This is a genomic window from Rhabdothermincola salaria, from assembly GCF_021246445.1.
GTDB classification, from domain to species: domain Bacteria; phylum Actinomycetota; class Acidimicrobiia; order Acidimicrobiales; family Acidimicrobilacustridaceae; genus Rhabdothermincola_A; species Rhabdothermincola_A salaria.
This window is the reverse complement of sequence record NZ_JAJQXW010000003.1, coordinates 171,209-192,319: the sequence shown is the minus strand read 5'-3', so window position 1 is coordinate 192,319 and position 21,111 is coordinate 171,209. Positions and strand designations below refer to the sequence as shown.

General features: G+C 71.9%; 19 protein-coding genes. 11 read left to right on the top strand and 8 right to left on the bottom strand.

Annotated elements, in window-relative coordinates:
• The first annotated feature begins 182 nt into the window (after window positions 1–182).
• A complete protein-coding gene (locus LUW87_RS14150; protein ID WP_232671841.1) occupies window positions 183–1,526 on the top strand; it encodes a M20/M25/M40 family metallo-hydrolase in 1,344 nt (447 codons plus the stop codon).
• A gap of 63 nt (window positions 1,527–1,589) precedes the next feature.
• Here LUW87_RS14150 and LUW87_RS14145 read toward each other — a convergent pair whose 3' ends face one another.
• Together LUW87_RS14145 and LUW87_RS14140 are read right to left on the bottom strand one after the other, a co-directional pair.
• Entirely contained in the window at window positions 1,590–5,222 is a 3,633-nt protein-coding gene (locus LUW87_RS14145; RefSeq protein ID WP_232671840.1) for a multifunctional oxoglutarate decarboxylase/oxoglutarate dehydrogenase thiamine pyrophosphate-binding subunit/dihydrolipoyllysine-residue succinyltransferase subunit, read from the bottom strand.
• Window positions 5,223–5,318: 96 nt separating this feature from the next.
• Window positions 5,319–7,820 (bottom strand): efflux RND transporter permease subunit, encoded by a 2,502-nt coding sequence (locus LUW87_RS14140; RefSeq protein ID WP_232671839.1) that lies wholly within the window; start codon window positions 7,818–7,820, stop codon window positions 5,319–5,321.
• A 135-nt stretch (window positions 7,821–7,955) separates the two neighbouring features.
• Here LUW87_RS14140 and LUW87_RS14135 point away from each other — a divergent pair, with 135 nt between their 5' ends.
• Together LUW87_RS14135 and LUW87_RS14130 are read left to right on the top strand one after the other, a co-directional pair.
• Window positions 7,956–8,735, top strand: coding sequence for an exodeoxyribonuclease III (locus tag LUW87_RS14135; RefSeq protein WP_232671838.1), 780 nt, complete (start codon window positions 7,956–7,958; stop codon window positions 8,733–8,735).
• A 5-nt stretch (window positions 8,736–8,740) separates the two neighbouring features.
• The gene (locus tag LUW87_RS14130; protein ID WP_232671837.1) at window positions 8,741–9,460 is read left to right on the top strand and encodes a PaaI family thioesterase; all 720 of its coding nucleotides are present in this window, start codon (window positions 8,741–8,743) and stop codon (window positions 9,458–9,460) included.
• A gap of 24 nt (window positions 9,461–9,484) precedes the next feature.
• Here LUW87_RS14130 and LUW87_RS14125 read toward each other — a convergent pair whose 3' ends face one another.
• Window positions 9,485–9,988, bottom strand: a complete 504-nt coding sequence (locus LUW87_RS14125; RefSeq protein ID WP_232671836.1) for a DUF2505 domain-containing protein — start codon at window positions 9,986–9,988, stop codon at window positions 9,485–9,487.
• A gap of 88 nt (window positions 9,989–10,076) precedes the next feature.
• On the opposite strand from LUW87_RS14125, the gene LUW87_RS14120 reads away from it, so the two are divergent.
• Window positions 10,077–10,550 carry an SRPBCC family protein gene (locus tag LUW87_RS14120; RefSeq protein ID WP_232671835.1) on the top strand — a complete coding sequence of 158 codons (474 nt, stop codon included), beginning with the start codon at window positions 10,077–10,079 and terminating at the stop codon, window positions 10,548–10,550.
• Between the two features lie 44 nt (window positions 10,551–10,594).
• On the opposite strand, the gene LUW87_RS14115 is transcribed toward LUW87_RS14120, so the two are convergent.
• Window positions 10,595–12,667, bottom strand: coding sequence for an ATP-dependent DNA helicase UvrD2 (locus LUW87_RS14115; protein WP_232671834.1), 2,073 nt, complete (start codon window positions 12,665–12,667; stop codon window positions 10,595–10,597).
• 52 nt (window positions 12,668–12,719) lie between these two features.
• Here LUW87_RS14115 and LUW87_RS14110 point away from each other — a divergent pair, with 52 nt between their 5' ends.
• The gene (locus LUW87_RS14110; RefSeq protein ID WP_232671833.1) at window positions 12,720–13,376 is read left to right on the top strand and encodes a PH domain-containing protein; all 657 of its coding nucleotides are present in this window, start codon (window positions 12,720–12,722) and stop codon (window positions 13,374–13,376) included.
• 9 nt (window positions 13,377–13,385) lie between these two features.
• Here the strand turns inward: LUW87_RS14110 and galK are convergent, their stop codons facing one another.
• The gene (gene galK, locus LUW87_RS14105) at window positions 13,386–14,441 is read right to left on the bottom strand and encodes a galactokinase (RefSeq protein WP_232671832.1); all 1,056 of its coding nucleotides are present in this window, start codon (window positions 14,439–14,441) and stop codon (window positions 13,386–13,388) included.
• 2 nt (window positions 14,442–14,443) lie between these two features.
• On the bottom strand, window positions 14,444–15,295 hold the full coding sequence (locus LUW87_RS14100) for a galactose-1-phosphate uridylyltransferase (protein ID WP_232671831.1): 852 nt from the start codon (window positions 15,293–15,295) through the stop codon (window positions 14,444–14,446).
• A 91-nt stretch (window positions 15,296–15,386) separates the two neighbouring features.
• Between LUW87_RS14100 and LUW87_RS14095 the strand changes: the two genes are divergently transcribed.
• From LUW87_RS14095 to LUW87_RS14080, 4 genes are all read left to right on the top strand, one after another.
• Window positions 15,387–16,265 carry an alpha/beta fold hydrolase gene (locus LUW87_RS14095; protein WP_232671830.1) on the top strand — a complete coding sequence of 293 codons (879 nt, stop codon included), beginning with the start codon at window positions 15,387–15,389 and terminating at the stop codon, window positions 16,263–16,265.
• A 64-nt stretch (window positions 16,266–16,329) separates the two neighbouring features.
• Window positions 16,330–17,478, top strand: a complete 1,149-nt coding sequence (locus LUW87_RS14090; RefSeq protein ID WP_232671829.1) for a CaiB/BaiF CoA transferase family protein — start codon at window positions 16,330–16,332, stop codon at window positions 17,476–17,478.
• A gap of 25 nt (window positions 17,479–17,503) precedes the next feature.
• Window positions 17,504–18,355, top strand: coding sequence for a PIG-L family deacetylase (locus LUW87_RS14085; RefSeq protein ID WP_232671828.1), 852 nt, complete (start codon window positions 17,504–17,506; stop codon window positions 18,353–18,355).
• A 59-nt stretch (window positions 18,356–18,414) separates the two neighbouring features.
• Complete coding sequence (locus tag LUW87_RS14080; RefSeq protein WP_232671827.1) at window positions 18,415–18,912, top strand: DUF4333 domain-containing protein; 498 nt, start codon at window positions 18,415–18,417, stop codon at window positions 18,910–18,912.
• A 29-nt stretch (window positions 18,913–18,941) separates the two neighbouring features.
• Here LUW87_RS14080 and LUW87_RS14075 read toward each other — a convergent pair whose 3' ends face one another.
• Window positions 18,942–19,247: a hypothetical protein gene (locus LUW87_RS14075; protein WP_232671826.1), complete on the bottom strand. Its 306-nt coding sequence runs from the start codon at window positions 19,245–19,247 to the stop codon at window positions 18,942–18,944.
• Window position 19,248: 1 nt separating this feature from the next.
• A complete protein-coding gene (map, locus tag LUW87_RS14070; protein WP_232671825.1) occupies window positions 19,249–20,199 on the bottom strand; it encodes a type I methionyl aminopeptidase in 951 nt (316 codons plus the stop codon).
• Between the two features lie 78 nt (window positions 20,200–20,277).
• Between map and LUW87_RS19445 the strand changes: the two genes are divergently transcribed.
• On the top strand, window positions 20,278–20,682 hold the full coding sequence (locus tag LUW87_RS19445) for an antibiotic biosynthesis monooxygenase family protein (protein WP_232671824.1): 405 nt from the start codon (window positions 20,278–20,280) through the stop codon (window positions 20,680–20,682).
• Window positions 20,683–20,707: 25 nt separating this feature from the next.
• Window positions 20,708–21,067 (top strand): hypothetical protein, encoded by a 360-nt coding sequence (locus tag LUW87_RS14060; protein WP_232671823.1) that lies wholly within the window; start codon window positions 20,708–20,710, stop codon window positions 21,065–21,067.
• The last annotated feature ends 44 nt before the right edge of the window (window positions 21,068–21,111 follow it).

The following is a 21,111-nucleotide window of genomic DNA, read 5'->3' as shown; positions in this document are numbered from 1 at the left end:
TCTCCGCCCAGAGGCGGAAGCGGTGGGGCCCCGGAGGGGCGGACCGTCGAGGGCACCAACCCGGATCCGACCCGACGGCGCTGCGCACCGACCCTGGACGGGGCGGTCGCGGCGACGTCACGGTCGGGAGGTTCGGGGCGACTCCACGGTGTGTCTGTCCCGCTCAGCCTACGCTGCCGAGGGTGGACGCCACGACGATGGCCCTCGAGGGGGAGTGCACCGAGCTGCTCCAGGGGCTCATCCGCAACCGGTGCGTGAACGACGGGACCGCCGGGTCCGGGCACGAGGAGCGCAGCGCCGGCCTCCTCGCCGACTACCTGGAGGGCCCAGGCCTCGATCTCGAGCGCTACACCGCCGGCCCCGGACGCACCAGCCTCGTGGGTCGCATCGAGGGGCGTGATCCCGAGGCCCCCACCCTGCTGTTGATGGGCCACACCGACGTGGTGCCGGCCAACGAGGCCCGTTGGCGCCACGACCCCTTCGGCGGTGAGCTCATCGAGGGCGAGGTGTGGGGCCGGGGGGCGGTCGACATGTTGAACCTCACCGCGTCCATGGCGGTGGCGTTCAAGGAGTTGGCCCGCCGCGGCTTCACCCCCGACGGGACCCTCGTGTACCTGGCCGTCGCCGACGAGGAGGCCCTGGGAACCTACGGGGCCGAGCATCTCGTCGAGCACCACCTCGACGCGGTGGCCGCCGACTACGTCATCACCGAGTCGGGCGGGATCCCCCTGCCGAGCCCGGCCGGGCTCAAGCTCCCGGTGATCGTCGGCGAGAAGGGCTCGATGTGGGGCACCCTGCGCATCGGGGGGACGCCGGGCCACGGCTCCCAGCCCTACCGCACCGACAACGCCCTGGTCACCGCGGCCGAGGTGGTGCGTCGCCTCGCCGAGCACGTGCCCGAGACCGTCATCCACGACACGTGGCGACGCTTCATCACCTCCATGGGCTACCCACCCGAGATCACCGAGCCGTTGCTGTCACCCGACGGCATCCACGACGTCCTGGCTCAGCTCCCGGTGGGGATGGCCCGCCAGTTCCACGCCTGCACCCACACCACGTTCGCCCCCACGATCATCGAGGGCGGCACCAAGATCAACGTCATCCCCGACACCGTCGAGCTCCAGGTCGACATCCGCACCCTGCCCGGCCAGGGCGCGGCGGAAGTGCACGCCGAGCTCGACGCCGCGTTGGGCGACCTGGCGGCCAAGGTGGAGTTCATCCCCGACCGGGAGGACCCGTCGAGCTCGTCGGCCACCGACACCCCCCTGTGGCGCAGCCTCTCGCGTCTCACGCAGCGCTGGTACCCCGGTTCGGAGACGGTGCCGTTCCTCACCGTGGGCGCCACCGACGCCCGCTTCTTCCGGCGGACCGGCGCCACCGCCTACGGCTTCGGGCTCTTCAGCGAGCACCTCACCTTCGAGGACTACGGCGCCATGTTCCACGGCGACGACGAGCGCGTCGACACCACGTCGTTGCGGCTCTCGACCGAGATGTGGGACGCCGTGGCCCGCGACCTGCTCGCGTGACGCCCGCTGGCGCTGGCGCCGGCGCCGGCGCCGCCGCCGCCACCGGGCGCCGGCTCGCTGGCGTCAGAGGTCGCGGAAGGTGTGGTCCCAGAGCTCGCGGACCTCGGCCTGGTGGATGGCGAGGACGCCGGTGGCCGGGCTGCCCGACTCCGGCCTGCTCACGCGGTGGACCGAGTGGGTGTCGTCATGCGCCTCGTACAGGTGGCCCTTGATGTGGTTCCAGGCCCCCATGTTCTCGGGCTCCTCCTGCAGCCACCACAGCTCGTGGGCGTTGGGGTAGCGGGCGAGCACCCCGGCGACCGCCTCGAAGGGCCAGGGGTAGAGCTGCTCGACGCGGGCGATGGCGACCGGCGCGCCGCGCTGGTCGCGCTCGTGCTGGGCCTCGACGGCCACCTTGCCCGAGGCGAAGACCACCCGTCGCACGGCGGCAGGGTCGGTGATCCCCGGATCGTCGATGACCTCCTGGAACGAGCCCGTCACCAGCTCCGACACCGGTGAACGAGAGGCCTTGGCCCGCAGCAGCGACTTGGGGGTGAACACGATCAGCGGCTTGCGCACCTCTCGGTGCATCTGACGCCGCAGCAGATGGAAGAACTGGGCCGCGGTGGTGGCGTTGCAGACCTGGATGTTGTCGCCCGCCGAGAGGGTGAGGAAGCGCTCGATGCGAGCCGAGGAGTGCTCGGGGCCCTGCCCCTCGTAGCCGTGGGGCAACAGCATGACCAAGCCGGCGGTCTGGTCCCACTTGTCCTCGGCGGCGACGATGAACTGGTCGATGATGACCTGGGCGCCGTTCATGAAGTCGCCGAACTGGGCTTCCCAGACGACCAGCGCGTCCTTGTTCTCGACGGCGTAGCCGTACTCGAACCCGAGGGCGGCGAACTCCGAGAGCAGCGAGTCGTAGATCCAGAACTTGGCGCCGTCGCGCGCCGCGCCGTCGAGCGGCGTGATCTCGCCGCCGTTCTCGTAGTCGACCAGCACGGCGTGACGGTGCGAGAACGTGCCGCGTCGGCTGTCCTCGCCGGCGACCCGGACGGAGGTGCCCTCGTGGAGCAACGAACCGAAGGCGAACGCCTCGCCGAGGGCCCAGTCGACCTCGCCGTCCTCGGTGTACATCTTGCGGCGGGTCTCGAACTGCTTGGCCAGCTTCGGGTGGACGGTGAACCCCTCGGGCACTCGATCGAGGGCGGCGAAGATCTCGTCGAGCGCCTCCTGGGAGATCCCGGTGTCGACCTGGGGGCGAACCCCCATGTACGTGCGCTCGGGGGCCTTGGCCATCGCCTGCGGGGGCGCCTGGGACCGCGTCTCGTCCAGCGCGCTCTGCAGGCGCTGTTGGAAGTCGTCGAGCGCCGCCTCGGCCTCCTCGAGGGAGATGTCGCCCTTCTTGACGAGGGCCTCGGTGTAGATCTTGCGCACCGTGCGGCGGGCGTCGATGCGCTTGTACATGAGCGGCTGGGTGTAGCTGGGGTCGTCGCCCTCGTTGTGGCCGTGGCGCCGGTAGCAGACCATGTCGATGACGACGTCCTTGTGGAACGCCTGGCGGTAGGCGAAGGCCAGACGGGCCACCCGCACCACCGCCTCGGGGTCGTCGCCGTTCACGTGGAAGATCGGGGCCTGCACCATCTTGGCCACGTCGGTCGGGTACTCCGACGAGCGGGCCGCGGTGGGCGGCGTGGTGAACCCGAGCTGGTTGTTGATGATCACGTGGATGGTGCCACCCACGCGGTAGCCCTTGATGTCGGACAGGTTGAGGGTCTCGGCGACCACGCCCTGGCCGGCGAACGCGGCGTCGCCGTGGATGAGCACCGGCAGCACCGGGTAGTTGCCCGGCGGCTCGATGAGGTCCATCTTGGCCCGGGCCATGCCGACCACCACCGGGTCGACGGCCTCGAGGTGGGACGGGTTGGCGGCCAGCTCGACGGGGATGGCGTTGCCCCGGCGGCTCTCGAACTTGCCGGTCTGGCCCAGGTGGTACTTCACGTCGCCCGAGCCCTGGATGGACTCGGGGTCGATGTTGCCCTCGAACTCGTTGAAGAGCTGCTGGTAGCTCTTGCCCACGATGTTCACCAGGAGGTTGAGCCGACCCCGGTGGGCCATGCCGACCACGGCGGACACCATGTGGGCGTCGGCCGCCTCGGAGAGCACGGCATCGATGAGCGGGATGGTCGCCTCGGCGCCGTCGAGCCCGAAGCGCTTCTGGCCCAGGTACTTGGTGGCCAGGAACTTCTCGAGCGCCTCGGCGGAGTTGAGTCGCTCCAGGATGTGGTGCTTCTCGTCGACGGTGAGCTCGACCGACACGCCTTCGACGTGCTCCTGGATCCAGCGCTTCTCGGCCAGATCCTGGATGTGCATGTACTCGATGCCGATCGTGCGGCAGTAGGCGTCGCGCAGCACGCCCAGCATGTCGTCGAGCTTCATGCGGGTGCGCCCGGCGATGCCGCCGGTGAAGAACTCGCGGTCGAGGTCCCAGATGGTCAGCCCGTAGGTGGCCGGATCGAGCTCGGCGTGCAGGTGGGGTTCCTCGCTCGACAACGGATCGAGGTCGGCGATGAGGTGGCCCCGCACCCGGTGCATGTTGACCAGCTGCTGGACCTGCATCTGCTTGTCGAGCATGCCCGCTTCGCGGTCGACGGGGTTGACGTCGCGGCGCCAGTCGACGGCCTCGTAGGGCACGCCGAGGGCACGGAACACGTCCTCGTAGAAGTCGTCGGCGCCGGTGAGCAGCTCGTGGACCCGCTTCAGGAACAACCCCGACTCGGCACCCTGGATGATGCGGTGGTCGTAGGTCGAGCTGACCGTCATGATCTTGGACATGCCCAGGTCGGCCAGCGTGGCGGGGTCGGCGCCCTGGAACTCGGTGGGGTAGTCGAGGCTCCCCACGCCCACGATGAGCCCTTGGCCCGGCATGAGGCGGGGCACGGACTGCACGGTGCCGATGGTGCCCGGGTTGGTGAGGCTCACGGTGACGCCCGAGAAGTCGTCGGGGCTGAGCTTGTTGGACCGCACCTTGCGGATGAGCTCCTCGTAGGCCGCGTGGAACTCGGCGAAGTCGAGGGTGTCGGCGCGCTTGACGCAGGGCACCATCAGCGTGCGGCTGCCGTCGTCCTTTTCGATGTCGACGGCGATGCCGAGGCCGATGTGCTCCGGCCGGACGACCCGGGGCTTGCCGTCGGGGCCTTCGAGGTACGACGAGTTCATCACCGGGACGGTGTCGGCGATGGCCCGCACCACGGCGTAGCCGATGATGTGGGTGAAGCTGATCTTCCCGCCCCGCGTGCGGGTGAGGTAGCCGTTGATGATCTTGCGGTTGACCTCGAGGAGCTTCGCCGGCACCTCACGGAAGCTGGTGGCCGTGGGCACGGCCAGGCTGGCTTCCATGTTGGTGACGATGCGGGCGGCGGCACCCCGCAGCGGCTGGCCGGGCACCTCGGCCGGCGCCTCTTTCGTCTCGGCAGCCGAGGCTGCCGGGGCGGCCGGTGTGGTGGCGGCGGGAGTCGAGGGGGCCGGAGTGGACGCCGGTGCCTCGGGAGCGGGGGTGGGCGGTGCGGCCCGACCAGCTGGACCCGACGGGCGGTAGTCGGCGAAGAAGTCCTGCCAGGACTCGCTCACCGAGGTCGGGTTGTCGAGGTACTGCTCGTACATCTCGTCGACGAGCCACGCGTTCGGGCCCGCGATCTGCAGGGGGGAGTCATCGGCCACGAGTGGATGCTACCGGCGCGCCGACGGGTGCCGAGCGCCCCGCGAAGGCCGGTCGGCGCCGGGCGCGAGGACCCAGGCCACCACTGGCGATGTGGACTAGACGGGCGCCTCGGTCGAGCGCCGGTCCGCTCCGGTGGGATCGGTGGCGGTCGAGCGCCCGGCCTTCACCCAACCGCGCTCGTCGGCCCAGATGAGGACCGGTGGCAGCACCGTGACGGCGGACAGCAAGGCGATGGCCACGGTGAGGGCCACGATGGCACCGAAGTCGCGCAGCAGCGGCAGCGGCGAGACGAGGAGCACGGCGAACCCGCCGACGATGGTGAGCGACGAGGCGAAGAAGGCGCGTCCGGTGCGGGCCGCGGCGATGTCGACCGCGGTTCGGGGGGCGTGGCCCGCCCTCCGCTCCTCGAGGTGGCGGAACAAGATGAGCGTGGCGAACTCCGTGCAGATGGCGATGACCAGCGGGCCGCTCACCGTGGTCAGCGGGCTCACCGTGATGCCGGCGGCCCACACGACGGTGGCGGCCAGGCCCACGGCCAGCAGCACGGGTAGCAGCACCAGGGCCGCCTTGACCAGGCTGGCGAAGCGGATCACCAGCCAGAGGGCGACGCCGCCGAGGGCCAACCAGGTGAGCAGCAGGCGGTTGGCGGTGAGGTTGTCGAGCAGGCCGACCCCGACCACCGCCAGCCCGGCGGGGGTGGCGGTGGCGCCGGCCGGAGGCTGGACGGTGGCCCTCAGCTCGTCGACGAGGTCCTTGCGGATCTCGAGCGAGGACTGGCCCACCAGGAACACCATGTTGGTGGCGTTGCCGTCGTCCGCGACGAGAGACTGCTGGATGTCGGGTGGGGCCACCGCGTAGGCGTTCTGGAGGTCCTCACCGGTGGGGGGGAGCGGAGACGCGCCCGGCACCTCCATCAGGTAGAAGACGGTGGTGGCCAGGCTCGACACGTTGACCAGGGTGTCGGCGTTGCCCTCCAGCGTGTCGAGCGCCAGGCCGGTCACGAAGGCGCTCATCTCGTCGGTCAGGACGCCGTCGGGGCTCTGGATGTAGACGCCCAGCTCGCTCGACGAGCCGGTCTCGGCCTTCAGCTGGTCGAGGTCCTTGATCGTCTGGCTGTCCTGGTCCACCCACTTCTCGGGGTCGGTCTGGATCGGCGTGTCCTCCTCCACGACCATGCCGACCGCGAAGAGGGCCACGGCGGCGAACACCAGGGGACCGACGAGGACCTTCGGGGCCCGGGCCAGCTGGACCATCGAGCGCTCGACCACCCGCTGCTGGCGGCGCTCGGTGGTGGGCGATCGGCGTTCGCGGATCGACAGCGTGGCCACGGGGACCACGATGGCGGCGGCGAACACCAAGACGATGCCGATGGCGAGCAGGATCCCGAACTCGCGGATCATCGGGACCTTCGACGCCAGCAGGGCCAGGCAGGCGATCGCCGCGGCCACGGTCGCCACCGCCAGCGCCGGGCCGATGTTGCGGATCGACTCCACGAAGGGTGTGGACGCCCGCTCGAGGAGCAACTCCTCCTCGACCCGGTTGTGCACCTGGATGGCGAACTCGACCCCGAGGCCGATGAGGATCGGCAGCCCGGCGATGGTGACGAGCGAGAGCTGGAAGCCCGTGTAGCCGAGCAGCCCGAAGGTCCAGACGACCCCGATGGCCATCACCAGGAGGGGCACCAGGCGCCACCGCACCCGGAAGGCCAGCGAGAGCACCACGATCATGACGACCACGGCGATGGCGCCGAGCACGAGCATGCCGCCCTGCAGGTAGTCGTTGATGTCCTTCAACAGCACGGGCCCGCCGGTGGTGAGGGTGCGGGCGCCCGAGAGCTCTGCGGTCTCGACGATCTCGACCACCTCGGTGGCCGCCTCGCCCTCCTCCTCGATGGAGGCGTTGCCCGTGAGCCGGGTGAGCATCTGGGCCTGGATGGCGTTGGCTTCGGTGGGTTCCTGGCCGGGAGCCACCGGGAAGAACGGGCGCAACGAGGCCCTGATGTCCCCCTGGTTGTCGATGAGGAGGAACCGCACCCATTCGGGGTTGTCGAGGCGCTGCTCGCCGGCCGCCTCGAGTCGCTCGACGGTGGTGGCGGCATCGGCGAGGCGTGCCGCCTGCGCGTCGGGATCGGTCTCGCGCCCGGTGGCGCCGAGGAGGATGCCCCCCGCCACGCTCGCCGTCGGGTCGTCGCTGCCCTCGGGGGCCACGACGAGGTTCTGGGACCACTCGAGCGCGGTGAGGGGGGTGACGGCGCCGTTGACCCCGGGGAGGGCCTTGACCTCTTCTTGGATCCGCCGCATCTCGGCGTTGTTCTCCGCGGTGAACAGGTCGACGATCGAACCCCCGTCCTCCATGGCGATGGCGGTGATCATGGCCTCGCCGCCGAAGAGGTCCTGGTAGGCCCGGTTGTCGATGGCGACCTGGGAGTCCGCGTTGAGGTAGCTGTCCTGGCCGGTGGCGAAGGTGAGCCGGGTGGCGCCGAAGGCCAGCACCACGCTGATCAGCAGCGTCACGATCAGCACCGCGCCGGCGTGGGCCACCAGGAACCGCCCGATGCGAGCCCAGAGCCGCTGCATCATGTCGTGCCAGGCGTCCATGAGGTCCCCCAAGACTCGTCGGTGCGCTGACGGTACAACGGGGTGGGGTCCGCGACGCGGAGGACGAAGTCCCATCCGGGGCGGACTTCGGCCCCTCGGGCCGGACACCGGGCCGAGCCACGTAGATTCGGGGCCGTGCTCCGTCTCGCCACGTGGAACGTCAACTCCCTGAAGGCCCGCCTCCCACGCGTCGAGGAGTGGCTCGACGAGGTCCAGCCGGACGTGCTCTGTCTGCAGGAGACCAAGCTGGCCGACACTGCCTTCCCCCACCTCACGTTCCAGGAGCGCGGCTACGAGTGCGCCCACCACGGCGAGGGCCGGTGGAACGGCGTGGCCATCCTCTCCAAGGTCGGGCTGGCCGATGTCCGCGCCGGGTGGGATGACGAGGGCGAGGCCGACCCGGAGGCTCGGATCCTGTGGGCCACCTGCGGCGGGATCCGCGTGGCCTGCGTGTACGTGCCCAACGGTCGCTCGCTCGACGCCGACCACTATCAGTACAAGCTCACCTGGCTGGCGCGCCTGCGCCGCACGCTCGACACCCTCGAGGACCCCTCCACCCACGTCGTGGTGTGCGGGGACTTCAACGTCGCCCCCGACGATCGCGACGTCCACGACCCTGCGGCCTTCGCCGGCGAGACCCACGTCAGCGAGCCCGAGCGCGAGGCGTTGGCCCGCCTCGAGGACTGGGGCCTCACCGACGTGTTCCGCGAGCACTACGACGCCGGCGGCCTCTACTCCTGGTGGGACTACCGCCGGGGCGACTTCCACCAGGGTCGAGGCCTGCGCATCGACCTGGTCCTGGCCTCGGCGTCGCTCCTGCCACGTGCTCGCTCGGTGCTCATCGACCGCAACGCGCGCAAGGGCAAGCAGCCGAGCGACCATGCGCCGGTGATCGTCGACTTCGAGATGGAGTAGCGACCATGAGCGATTGGGACGACAGCCTCGAGGCCGTCGCGGGGTTCGATCCCTTCACGGCTTGGATGCCCACCCCCGTCGAACGGCTGACCCCATCCCGCGTCGCGGCCCGCCGGCTGGCCCAGGCCACCCGGGGCATCCTCGAGCGTCTGAGCGGCACGACCGCCTCGGCGGCCGACCTCGAGGAAGTGGCGGTGGCGGTCGAGGAGGCGCTGGCCCGCCTCGAGGCGGGCGTCGACCCGGAGGGACCGGGCGGCGAGCTGGGCTACGCCGAGGCGGCGCTGGCTGCGGCCGAACCGCACCGCCTCTTCGAGCGCAGCCCCTACAGCGGGCGGGCCAACCCGGTGGCGCCGCCCCTCGACATGTCGATCGCCGGCGGGGAGGTGGTGGGCCGGGCCACGTGCGGCCGCACCTACGAGGGGCCGCCGGGCCACGTCCACGGCGGCGTGGTGGCCGGGCTCTTCGACGAGATCCTCGGTGCCGCCCAGGGCCTCAGTGGCAAGGCGGGCATGACCGGTCGTCTCACCGTGCACTACCGCCGTCCGACCCCCCTCGACACCGAGCTGGAGTTGCGGGCCCGGCCCGAGCTGGCCGAGGGACGCAAGATCGTGGTGCGGGGCACCCTGCACGCCGGCGACGTGCTCTGCGCCGAGGGCGAAGGGTTGTTCATCGCCGTGGACTTCGAGCGGCTCCAGTCCCTCGGCGTCGCTGGGCCCGACCGCTGACGGCGCGGGCCGACCACTCGACCGTCACGCCGACAGCGCGTCGATCCAGTGGTCGACGGCGGTGGCCTCGGCGTCCAGGAACTCCTCGAGGCCGGACACGAGGGCCCGCTCGACCTGGCCCCCCACGACCATCACCCGCACCTCGAGGTCGCCCTGGACCCGCCGGTGCGAGCCCGAGCCGGAGTCGTCGGCGGCGAAGTGGAAGGTCCCGGCGCACTGGAGGCGATCCGGGTAGTGATCGGGGAGCAGCGTGATCGTCGACGTGCGCCGGCCGAGGTCGACGGCGGTGCGCTGCACCCAGGTGAGGCGCCCCGGATCGATGAACGCCGTCGCCGCCGCCGGGAGATCCCCGACGTAGGCGTAGCGCAGGTCGAGGTGCACCAGATCGCCCGCTCGGCGGTGCTCCAGGACCTCCGGACGGCCGATCTTGGGGAGCTCGGGCAGGCCGGGGTAGAGCGAGGGGTCGGCATAGGCGTCGAGCACGTCGTCGACGTCGTGGCGGTACGACTGGCGCGAGGAGAACTGCACGACGCCCATGGTGCCCGCTCGACGCCCCGCCCGTCGCCACCCTGCGGCGACCGGTGTGCGCCGAGCACGACGGTGCCACCATGGCGGCATGACGACAGAACGCCTCGAGGTCCGCCGGACGATCCCCGCTCCGCCCGCCACGGTCTTCTCCGTGCTGCGCGATCCCCAGGGGCACGTGGCCATCGACAGCTCCGGGATGCTGATGGGCGCGACCGGCGAGCCCGTGGGTGCCGTCGGCGACTCGTTCGTCGTGCACATGGACCGCGAAGCGCTCAACGACTACCCCCTCGGCCTCTACGACGTCGAGGTGCGCATCACCGCCTTCGAGCAGGACCGCGAGCTGGCGTGGACGATCGTGGGACAGATCGAGCCGCAGCTGGGCCACGTCTACGGCTATCGCCTCGAGCCGGTGGACGAGGGCACGCTCGTCACCTCCTACTACGACTGGTCGGACATCGATCCGGTGTGGCGTGAGGCCGGGATCTTCCCGGTGATCTCCGAGGCGGCCCTGCGGGCCACGCTCGGCATCCTCGATCGCACGACGAGGCAACGCACGAGCTGAGATGCCGCGGGGGCGCGGGTCGGGCCGTCTCGCCCATCACCGGATCACGGAGCGTGGTCGGCGACCAGGTCGAGCAGCTCGTCGCCGAAGCGACCGACCTTGACCTCGCCGAGTCCGTGCACGGCCAGCAGCGCCGTGGTGGTGCGGGGCCGGCGGGTGGCGAGCTCGAGCAGGGTGCGGTCGTTGCAGATGACGTAGGGGGGCATCGCCGCGGCGCGGGCCTTGCCGGCGCGCCAGTCGCGAAGGGCTTCGAAGAGGGCCCGGGCGTCGTCGTCGAGGTCGTCGGGGGCCGGTGCCCCCCGGGTGCGTGGGAGGTTCGGGCGCGACCGTGAGCGGGCGGCCGACGGGCGCGCCGCTCGAGCCCGCCCGGGAGCGGCGCCCCCGAGGGGGGCGCCGCCCTGCCCGACCTGGGCGGGGTCGGCACCCGAGCGCAGTGCGGCGCAGGCGGCCACCACCGTCTCGAGGTAGGGCGAACGGTCACGCTTCATGGCCCGGGTGCCGAACGTCCGCTCGGCGGCCCACGTGAGGCAGAGCTCGCGCTCGGCTCGGGTGAGGGCCACGTAGAACAGCCGGAGCTCCTCGGCCAGGGCCTCGCCGGTGCGGGCATGGCCGATGGGCACCAGGCCCTGCTCGAGGCCGGCCAGGTGCACCACCGGCCATTCGAGGCCCTTGGCGGCGTGGAAGGTGGCGATCTCGACGGCGTCGCCGTGGCGGTCGGGTTGGTCGGCCCGGGTGGTGGCCCGCAACCACGTGAGGAACCCCGGCACCGAGGGCACGGGCTCCACCGCCGTGTAGTCGTGGGCCAGGCGTACCAGGGCCTCGAGGTTGGCCCGGCGCTCCTCGGCCCGGTCGCCCTCGGTGCCGTCGGGGTCGGCCACGGCCGCCTCGAGGTCGGCGAGCGCCTCGGGGAAGCCGCCGGTGGCGCGCTGCACGGTGCGCAGGGCGGCCTTGACCTCGGGCTGGTCGAGCAGGGCGGCGCCGCCCCGGACCCGGAAGGGGATGCCCACCTCGTGGAGGGCCTCCTCGAGGAGCGTGATCTGGGCGTTGGTGCGCACCAGCACGGCCTGGGCCGACCACGGGCTGCCGGGTCGGTGCTGGTCGCGCACCGCCCGGGCGATGCCACGGGCCTCGGCACGGTCGTCGTCGTGAGCGGTGACGGTGGGGACCGGCCCCTCGGGGCGGGTGGCCACGAGGGCGCCGTCGCGGTCGACGCCCCGCCCGCCGCCCGCCAGCACCGCGTTGGCCACGGCGAGGACCTGGGGGCTGGAGCGGTAGTTGGTGGTGAGCCGGACCACCTCGGCGGTGGGGTAGCGCTTGGGGAAGAGCCGCAGCAGCTGGGCGTCGGCGCCGTTCCAGGCGTAGATGGCCTGGTTGGGGTCGCCCACCACGCACAGGTCGAGGCGGTCGCCCAGCCAGGCGTCGAGGAGGGCCTGCTGGAGGGGGTTGACGTCCTGGAACTCGTCGACGAACAGGTGCTGGAAGCGCCAGCGCTGGGCGGCGGCGAAGTCCGGGTCGCGGTCCAGGTCGCGGGCGCACAGGCGCAGCAGGTCGTCGAAGTCGACCATGCGCTGACGCCGGCGGGCGTCCTCGTAGGCGGCGAAGATCCGGGCGACCTCGTCGCCCGGGATCGGGGGTCGCCGTGAGGCCCGCTCGGCCGCTTCGGCATAGCGGTCCGGTGCCACCATGCGGGCCTTGGCCCACTCGATCTCGGCGACCAGGTCGATGGCGGGGACCTGCTGGCGACCGGGAGGCAGGAGCCGGGCGACGAAGCCCACCTTGCGCTCGAGCAGGGTGGGGGGCTCGATGCCCCGGTCGGCCCAGCGGCTGCGCAGCTGGGCGTAGGCGATGCCGTGGAACGTGCCGGCGGCCACGTTGTCGCGCAGGCCCAGGGCCCGCAGGCGCGCCGTGAGCTCGCCTGCCGCCTTGCGGGTGAACGTGAGCGTGAGGACGTGACGAGGGTCGAGGTCGCCGGTGGCGGCACGCCACGCCACCCGGCGGGTGAGCACCCGCGTCTTGCCCGATCCGGCCCCCGCCAGGATGCACAGCGGAGCCGCCTCGGAGGTGACCGCGGCACGCTGGGCGTCGTTGAGGCCCTCGAGCAGGGCGTCGGGATCCACGGGTCCCGACCGTAGCCACCCGGTGGGACATCGGCTCCGGTAGCGTTCGCCCATGCCGTATCCCCAGGACGTGCTGCACACGAACGAGTCGCTGGTCCTCGACCTGCACCCGCACTGGTGGTACATGGCCAGCTCGTTCGGCGGCCTCCTCGCGGCGGCCGTCGTGGCGGTCGTGGCCCTGGCCAACGACTGGCCCGACTGGTTCCTCTACCTGTCGGCCGCCTTCGTGCTGGGCACGCTCATCTGGTTCGTCGAGCGCTACATCCGGTGGGTGACCACCCACTTCGTGCTCACCTCCGACCGCGTCATCTACCGCTCCGGCGTCATCGCCAAGCGGGGCATCGAGATCCCGCTCGAGCGCATCAACACGATCTTCTTCAACCAGACCATCTTCGAGCGCGTGCTGGGCCTCGGCGACCTCGAGATCGAATCGGCCTCGAAGGAGGGCTCGCAGCGCTTCGACGACATCCGCAAGCCCGACGAGGTGCAGAACGAGATCTACCAACAGATCGAGGCCAACGAGATCAAGATGGCCGACCGCATCTCGGGTGGCATCAACGTCGCTCACGCCGCCCAGTCGGCCGCGGCGGCGCCGCCCCAGCAGACCGTGCCCGAGCAGATCGAGCACCTCGCCCGCCTGCGCGACCAGGGCGTGCTCACCGACGAGGAGTTCCAGGCCAAGAAGGCGGAGCTGCTCGGCCGCATGTGATCCGGGGCGTCAGCGTCCCGGCGGCGCCGATGTCTCGACGTGGGCGCCCCCCGACGCCTGCACCCTCCACCCGCGTCCGGTGAGCGCGCGAGGGTCGGCGACCGCCCCCCGCTCGGTGAGGGCGACGACGCACCCGCCGAACCCGGCACCGGTGAGGCGGGCCCCGACCACACCGGGCTGCGCCATCAGCTGCTCCACGGCGCGGTCGAGGGCCGGGACCGACACCTCGAAGTCGTGTCGGAGGCTGGCGTGGCTCTCGAGCATGGCGGCCCCGGCGGCGGCGAGGTCGCCCGCCCCCAACGCGGTCGCCATGGCCCGCACCCGAGCGTTCTCGGTCACGACGTGGCGCGCTCGACGCTGCAGCACCGGGTCGCGCAAGGTGGCCACGTCGGCGCTCGTCGCCTCGGCCAGCGGCCCGATGACGGCGGCGGCGGCTCGGCACTGGGCCTGCCGCTCGGCGTAGCGAGACCCCGCCAGCGCACGGGACACACCGGAGTGGACGACCACCACGTCTGCGCTCACGGGGACGGGCACGAGCGTGAACGACTCGGCGGTGAAGTCCACCAGCAGGGCGTGGCCCGCCACCCCGCAGGCCGAGGTGAGCTGGTCCATGAGCCCGCAGGGCACACCCGACGCCCGCCGCTCGGCCCGTCGTCCGAGACGAGCCAGGTCCAGCGCGGGTCCGTCGAAGCCGAGGGCGAGGGCCACCGCCAACTCCAGGGCCGCGCTCGACGACAACCCGGCCCCCACCGGGACGGTGCTGTCGACCCGGCCCTCGAACCCGGCGCGGGGCCGCAGCTCGGCCACCACCCCGGCGACGTAGCGGGCCCAGGCAGGCTCCACCCGCTCGGCCGCGGTGACGGTGAGCGGCACGTCCGCCGGGGCGTCCTCGGCCGTCGACACCAGGTGTACCTGCGCGCCACCCCGCCGACCGGTGACGGTCGTGCCCAGGTCGACGGCCATGGGCAGGGCCAGGCCGCCGGCGTGGTCGGTGTGATCACCGATGAGGTTGACCCGCCCCGGGGCGAAGGCCCGGACCTCGACGACGGACTCGGGTTCGGGCACGGTCAGGCGTCCCGCAGCTGCTGGGCGGCGTCGGCCGGCGCCACCGGGTTGAACCACACCTGGCTCCCGAGCTCGCCGGCGGCCACGAAGCGTTGCACCCCCGGAGCCCTCAGCAGGGGCGCGATGTGGGCGTGGAGCCAGGCGTCGGGCCAGTCGCCTCCGTCGAAGGGTCGCTGGTGGAACCACATCATGAGGGGCATCGGTGCGTCGAAGAGACGGTCGAGGCGACCCACCACGTCGACGAGCAGGTCGCCGAGGGCCTGTCGCCCGGCGGGGTCGAGCGAGGGCAGATCGGGCACCGCCTCCACGGGGGCGAGGACCAACTCGTAGGGCCACGTCGCGGCCCACGGGACCCAGGCCCGCCAGCCGGACGACGAGGTGGCGACCAGGCGGTCGTCGGGGGCGTCGGGGCCGAGGGCGCCGGTCGCATCGCCGCGGAGGAGCTCGGTGGCGGCGCGTGGAGGGACGGTGTCGAAGGCGTAGATCTGGCCGTGTGGGTGCGAGATCGTGGCGCCCACCTCCGGTCCCCGGTTCTCGAAGACCAAGACGTAGCCGACATCGTCGCGGTCGCCCAGGGCCCGGCTGCGCGCCGCCCACAGGTCGACCACCTGTCGGGCCTCCTCGCGGCCCAGGTCGGCGAACGACGCGTCGTGGCGGGGCGTGTAGAGCACGATCTCGGCCCGCTCGTCGGGAAACGGCGGCCACCGGTTGGGGAACCAGCGCACGTCGTAGGGCTCCGGGGCCTCGAGGCCCCCCGGGCAGAACGGGCACCCCTGGTCGGGCAGGTTGGGGCGGGACTGGCGGGACGCCACGATCCGGGCCCGGTCCCCGGTCAGCGGATCGATCCGTTCCACGGCCGAACCGTACCGGTCGCCGCGCCCCCGCCGGCTCCGAGAGCTCCGAGCCGGTTGACCCGTCGGCGGGGAGCGGGAAGTGTGTCGCGCCATGCGCGCTGCGACCGACGGCATCGAGATCGAGTACGAGACCCATGGCGATCCGGCGGACCCCACGCTGCTGCTCGTGCACGGGCTCGGTGCCCAGCTGCTGTCATGGCACCCCGACTTCTGCGAGGGCCTCGTCGACCGGGGCTTCCACGTCGTGCGCTTCGACAACCGAGACGTGGGCCTGTCCACCAAGATCGAGGATCACGGCACCGACGTGCTGGCGTCGATGATGGCGGCCTTCTCGGGTGGGCCGGTGGAGGCGCCCTACGTGCTCGCCGACATGGCGGCCGACGCCTGGGGCCTCCTCGACCACCTGGGCGTCGACCGGGCCCACCTCATGGGCGCGTCGATGGGCGGGATGATCGTGCAGCAGATGGCCATCGATCGCCCCGACCGGACCCTGACCCTCACGTCGCACATGTCGACCACGGGCGACCCGGACGTGGGCCAGCCCTCCCCGGACGCGGTGAGCCTGCTCCTGGCCGAGTCGCCCACCGAACGCGAGGCCTACATCGAACGCGAGGTGGCCAACTCCCGGTTCCTCTCCGGGCCGGTGCACGCCGACGACGACTGGGCCAGGGAGAAGGCGGCTCAGGCCTACGACCGCTGCTTCTACCCGGAGGGCGTGGCCCGGCAGCTGCTCGCCATCTTGGTGTCCCCTCCGCGATCGGCGGGTCTACGGGCCCTCGAGGTCCCGGCTCTCGTCATCCACGGCGACATCGATCCGCTCGTCGACGTCAGTGGGGGAGAGCGCACGGCGGAGTGCCTCGAGGGGTCGGAGTTCCTCCGTCTCGAGGACACCGGCCATGATCTTCCCCGGTACTACTGGGCCTCGGTCATCCAGCACGTGACGGCGCTCGCGTCGCGCGCGGCCGGCTGACCGGTCCCCGACGCTCGAGGTGGCCACCGCTGCGGCGGGGCCCACAGGAGGAATGGCACACCCGATGGGACCACTCGCTGGGGTGAAGGTCGTGGAGATCGCCGGGATCGGACCGGGGCCGTTCGCGGCGATGATGCTGGCCGACATGGGTGCCGACGTGGTGCGTGTCGACCGGGCGTCGTCGGCCTACGGGGGTGACCCGGCGGCGCCGCCCAAGGACGTCATGAACCGCGGTCGCCGTTCCGTGGCCGTCGACCTGAAGCACCCCGACGGCGTGGCCACGGTGCTCGAGCTCGTCGCCGGGGCCGACGCCCTCGTCGAGGGCTTCCGGCCGGGGGTCATGGAGCGCTTGGGCCTCGGCCCCGAGGTGTGCCTCGGGCAGAACCCCCGCCTGGTGTACGGCCGCATGACGGGCTGGGGTCAGGAGGGCCCCATGGCCTCCATGGCCGGCCACGACATGAACTACATCTCCATCGCCGGCGTGCTCGGGGCCATCGGTCGCCCCGACGAGCGCCCGCAGCCGCCGCTGAACCTCATCGGCGACTTCGGCGGTGGTGGGCTGATGCTGGCCTTCGGCATCGTCTGCGGCGTGCTCGAGGCCCGCACCTCCGGCCAGGGCCAGGTCATCGACGCCGCCATGGTCGACGGCTCGGCGGTGCTCACCACCTTCCTGCACGGTTTCAAGGCCATGGGGATCTGGTCCGACGAGCGCGGCGCCAACATGCTCGACTCGGGCGCCCACTACTACGAGGTGTACGAGTGCGCCGACGGCCGGTTCCTGTCGGTCGGGGCCATCGAGCCGCAGTTCTACGCCATCCTCCTCGACAAGACCGGCCTGGCCGACGACCCGGACTTCGCCCGGCAGAGCGATCGTTCGCTGTGGCCGGCGCTGAAGGAGCGCCTGGCGGCGGTGATCGCCACCAAGACGCGTGACGAGTGGGCGGCCATCTTCGACGGCACCGATGCCTGCGTGGTGCCCGTGCTCGGTCTCGGCGAGGCGCCGACCCATCCCCACAACGTGGCCCGGGAGAACTTCGTGACCCGCGACGAGGTCGTCCAACCCGCACCGGCCCCGCGGTTCTCGCGGACCTCGGCGGAGATCCAGCGGCCGCCTGCGCACGCGGGCCAGCACACCGACGAGGTCCTCGCCGAGTGGGCCGGGCTCGACGCCGACACCATCGCCGCTCGTCGCGCCGCCGGCGCCGTGGCCTGACCCGCGCCCCCGTAGGCTCGGCCCGATGGCGACTCTGGTCTGCTTCCACGCCCATCCCGATGACGAGTCGATCGCCACGGGTGGGACCATGGCCCTGGCGGCCGACGCCGGTCACGAGGTGGTCCTCGTGCTCGGCACGCGCGGCGAGCAGGGCGAACCCCAACCAGGGGTTCTGGCGGAGGGTGAGGCCCTGTGGGAGCGGCGAGTGGCCGAGACCCACGAAGCAGCCCGCCTCCTGGGCGTCTCCCGCGTCGAGTTCCTCGGCTACGAGGACTCCGGCATGATGGGCGAGGCGACCAACGAGAACCCGGCGTGCTTCTGGCGCGCCGACCTCGACCAGGCCTCCGACCGTCTGGCCCTGCTGTTGCGCGAGGTGGGCGCCGACGTGCTCACCGTCTACGACGACCACGGCGGGTACGGGCACCCCGACCACATCCAGGTCCACCGGGTCGGTCTGCTGGCCGCCGAGAAGGCCGGCGTCCCGGCCGTGTTCGAGTCGACCATGAACCGCGATCACATCCGGCGGGCCATGGCCGCCCGAGCGGGCGAGTTCGAGGTCGAGTTGGAGGAGGCCGCCGAGGGGGTCGACACCACCGAGCTCCCGGAGGCCGAGCAGGAGCGGATGCGCCGAGCGGTCGAGGAGACCTTCGGGTCGCCCGAGGACCTCATCACCCATGGCGTCGACGTCAGCGCGGTGCTCGACCGCAAACGGGCCGCCATGCAGGCCCATGCCAGCCAGATCGGGCCCGACTCGTTCTTCTTGACCATGGACGACGACGCCTTCGCCGGGGCGTTCGGCACGGAGTGGTTCATCGCCCACGGGGTTCGCCGACTCCCGGGCGACCCGTTCGTGGCGTCGCTGTTCGACGGCTCATGAGATCGTGCTGGCGCCGCCGGCGCGCTCGTGTCGACACGCAACCTCATCAGGAGGCCTCCGTGAACCGCCTGCCCCGCCTGGTAGCCGTCGCCGGCCTGGCCGGTCTCGCCCTCGCCGCCTGCTCCTCGACCACCGTCATCGATGCGAACAAGGCCGAGGCCGAGATCGAGACGGTGCTCGACGACGCCGGCGTCAGCGCCGCGACCGTGACGTGCCCGACCGACATCGAAGCGGCCGAGGGCGAGTCGTTCGACTGCGAGGTCACCACCACCGACGATGTCACCTTCGCCATGGTGGTCACCATGGCCGACGACGAAGGCAGGGTCGACATCGCCTCGAGCCCCGACGTCGTGTTGATGACCTCGCAGGTGATGCAGCTGGCGGCCGACGAGGTCGCCGCCCAGGCCGGCGAGGACGTCGAGCTCCTGTGCCCCAGCGCCGCGCCCCTCGACGAGGGAACCGGATTCGTCGCCTGCACGGCCGAGGGGGCGTCGGGCGCAGGGTCGGTCACCCTCGGCTTCGAGGCCGGTCAGCTCGTGTCGGCCACCATCGACTGATCCGGCCCCGCGGCGGTCGGGCCGAGCGCTCAGCCTCCGGGGACGTCGTCGGCGTGCAGCCCCTCGAGCGGCCCCATGCCCCGGAACACGTGGCGCTGCTCGTCGGAGCGCACGACCACGGCGTCGCCGGCCAGCGTGCGGCCGTCGTCGAGGACCACCATGGTGAGCCGGTGCGGCTCACGGGCGTACGCCGGGCCCGGGAGGGTGGCGGCCACGCACTCCCAGTCGAGCTCGTCGGCGCCGGGATGGCGCACCACGACCAGGTCGGCGTAGAGCAGGTGCAGCTCGGTCGGTCCCACGTGGAGCGTGGCGACCGTGAAGCTGGCGTGGTCCACGTCAGGAGGCGGTGGAGCCCTGGGCCGGCACCACGGCGGGCGCGGTGAGCACCTCGACCCCGGTGTCGGTGACGAGCACGGTGTGCTCGAACTGGGCGGTGCGGCTGCCGTCGGCGGTGACCGCCGTCCAGTCGTCGTCCCAGATGCGGTGGTTGCCGGTGCCGATCGAGATCATCGGCTCGATGGTGAAGACCATCCCCGGCTCGATGACGGTGGTGAAGCGGGGCTCGAAGTAGTGCGGGATCTGCAGATCGGTGTGGAACTGCTCACCGATGCCGTGCCCCACGAAGGCCCGGACGACCTCGTAGCCGTGGGCGTGGGCGTGGGTCTCGATGGCCCGACCGATCTCGTTGAACGGGCGGCCGGGCTTCACCGCCTCGATGCCGTGCTCGAGGCACTGGCGCGTGACCTCCACCAGCTGTCGGGAGGCCGCGTCGACGTCGCCCACCAGGAAGGTGGCGTTGGTGTCGCCGTGCACGCCGTCGAGGAAGATGGTCACGTCGAGGTTGACGATGTCGCCGTCGCGCAGGGCCCGGTCGTCGGGGATGCCGTGGCAGATCACCTCGTTCACCGAGGTGCACAACGACTTCGGGTACCCGCGGTAGTTGAGGGTGCTCGGGTAGCCGCCGTGGTCGATGTAGGCCTGGTGGACGGCGGCGTCGATCTCGTCGGTGGTGACGCCCGGCGCGGCCATGGCGCCGCCCAGCTCGAGGATCTCGGCGGCGGCCCGGCCAGCGGTGCGCATCCGGCGGATGACGTCCGGGGACTTCACCCTCGGTTCGGCCCATCGGTGGGGCTCACCGGACTCGGCGTAGTCCGGCCGCGGGATCTCGGGGGGCACCGAGCGGGCGGGGCTGATGGTGCCGGGGCGCAGCTGTTCGGTCCGGTCGCGGTGGCACCGCTTGAACTTCTTGCCGCTACCGCACCAGCAGGGGTCGTTGGCCTTGAGCACCCCTCCAGTGTAGGAGCGGGACCCCGACGCTCCTCGGGTCGACTGGCGGGCGGGGCGGTGTCGGGGCAGCATCGGCCCATGACGATCATCCGGATCAACGCCATCACCGTGCCCGCCGACGCCGGCGACGAGCTGGCCCATCGCTTCGCCGCCCGGGCCGGCGCCGTCGACGGCCAGGACGGCTTCGAGGGCTTCGAGCTGTTGAAGCCCACCGACGATCGCACGACCTGGCTCGTCGTCACCCGCTGGCGCGACGAGGAGGCCTTCGAGGCCTGGCTCGCCTCGCCGGCCTTCGCCCAGGGCCACGCCGGGACGACCGGGGCCCCCGGCGGCGGCGCCGGCCATCCGGGTGGCCACCCGGGCGGACAGCCCGGTGGTCACGGCGGGGGCGAGGGTGGCCATCCCGGGGGACAGGCGCCGGTGGGGGTCTCCAGCGAGGTGTGGTCCTACGTCCCCGTGGTGACCAGCACGCCCGAGGGCTGAGCCCGGCCCGCATCGTCCCCCACCCGTGCTCCTCGACATCCACCAGGTCCTGGCCTGGGTCTTCGTCATCGGCAACGGCCTCGCCGGCGCGTGGTGCCTGGCTGCCAACTGGCTCACGGCCCTGCGGGCCAAGGCGCTGTGGTGGTTCGTGGTCGCCGTGCAGGTCATCGTGGCCGTGCAGGTGATCGTCGGGGTGGCCGGGCAGTCCGTCGAGGGTCGCGAGGCTCCGGGCTTCCATCAGTTCTACGGCTTCGTCGCCCTGGCCTCGGTGGGCCTCGTCTACAGCTACCGGGCCCAGATGAAGGACCGCCAGTACCTGCTCTACGGCTTCGGTTGCCTGTTCATCATGGGCCTGGGCATCCGGGCCATGGTGTTGCACTGGTGACGCGATGCTCACGCCGAGTCGGGAGAACCCGGTCCCGTTAGCCT

What these genes read in the sequence shown, in the direction of transcription:
- LUW87_RS19445 (WP_232671824.1), top strand. Translation starts at nt 20,278, where the DNA reads ATGACGATCATCCGGATCAACGCCATCACCGTGCCCGCCGACGCCGGC.
- LUW87_RS14110 (WP_232671833.1), top strand. Translation starts at nt 12,720, where the DNA reads ATGCCGTATCCCCAGGACGTGCTGCACACGAACGAGTCGCTGGTCCTC.
- LUW87_RS14120 (WP_232671835.1), top strand. Translation starts at nt 10,077, where the DNA reads ATGACGACAGAACGCCTCGAGGTCCGCCGGACGATCCCCGCTCCGCCC.
- LUW87_RS14140 (WP_232671839.1), bottom strand. Translation starts at nt 7,820, where the DNA reads ATGGACGCCTGGCACGACATGATGCAGCGGCTCTGGGCTCGCATCGGG.
- LUW87_RS14090 (WP_232671829.1), top strand. Translation starts at nt 16,330, where the DNA reads ATGGGACCACTCGCTGGGGTGAAGGTCGTGGAGATCGCCGGGATCGGA.
- LUW87_RS14085 (WP_232671828.1), top strand. Translation starts at nt 17,504, where the DNA reads ATGGCGACTCTGGTCTGCTTCCACGCCCATCCCGATGACGAGTCGATC.
- LUW87_RS14095 (WP_232671830.1), top strand. Translation starts at nt 15,387, where the DNA reads ATGCGCGCTGCGACCGACGGCATCGAGATCGAGTACGAGACCCATGGC.
- LUW87_RS14130 (WP_232671837.1), top strand. Translation starts at nt 8,741, where the DNA reads ATGAGCGATTGGGACGACAGCCTCGAGGCCGTCGCGGGGTTCGATCCC.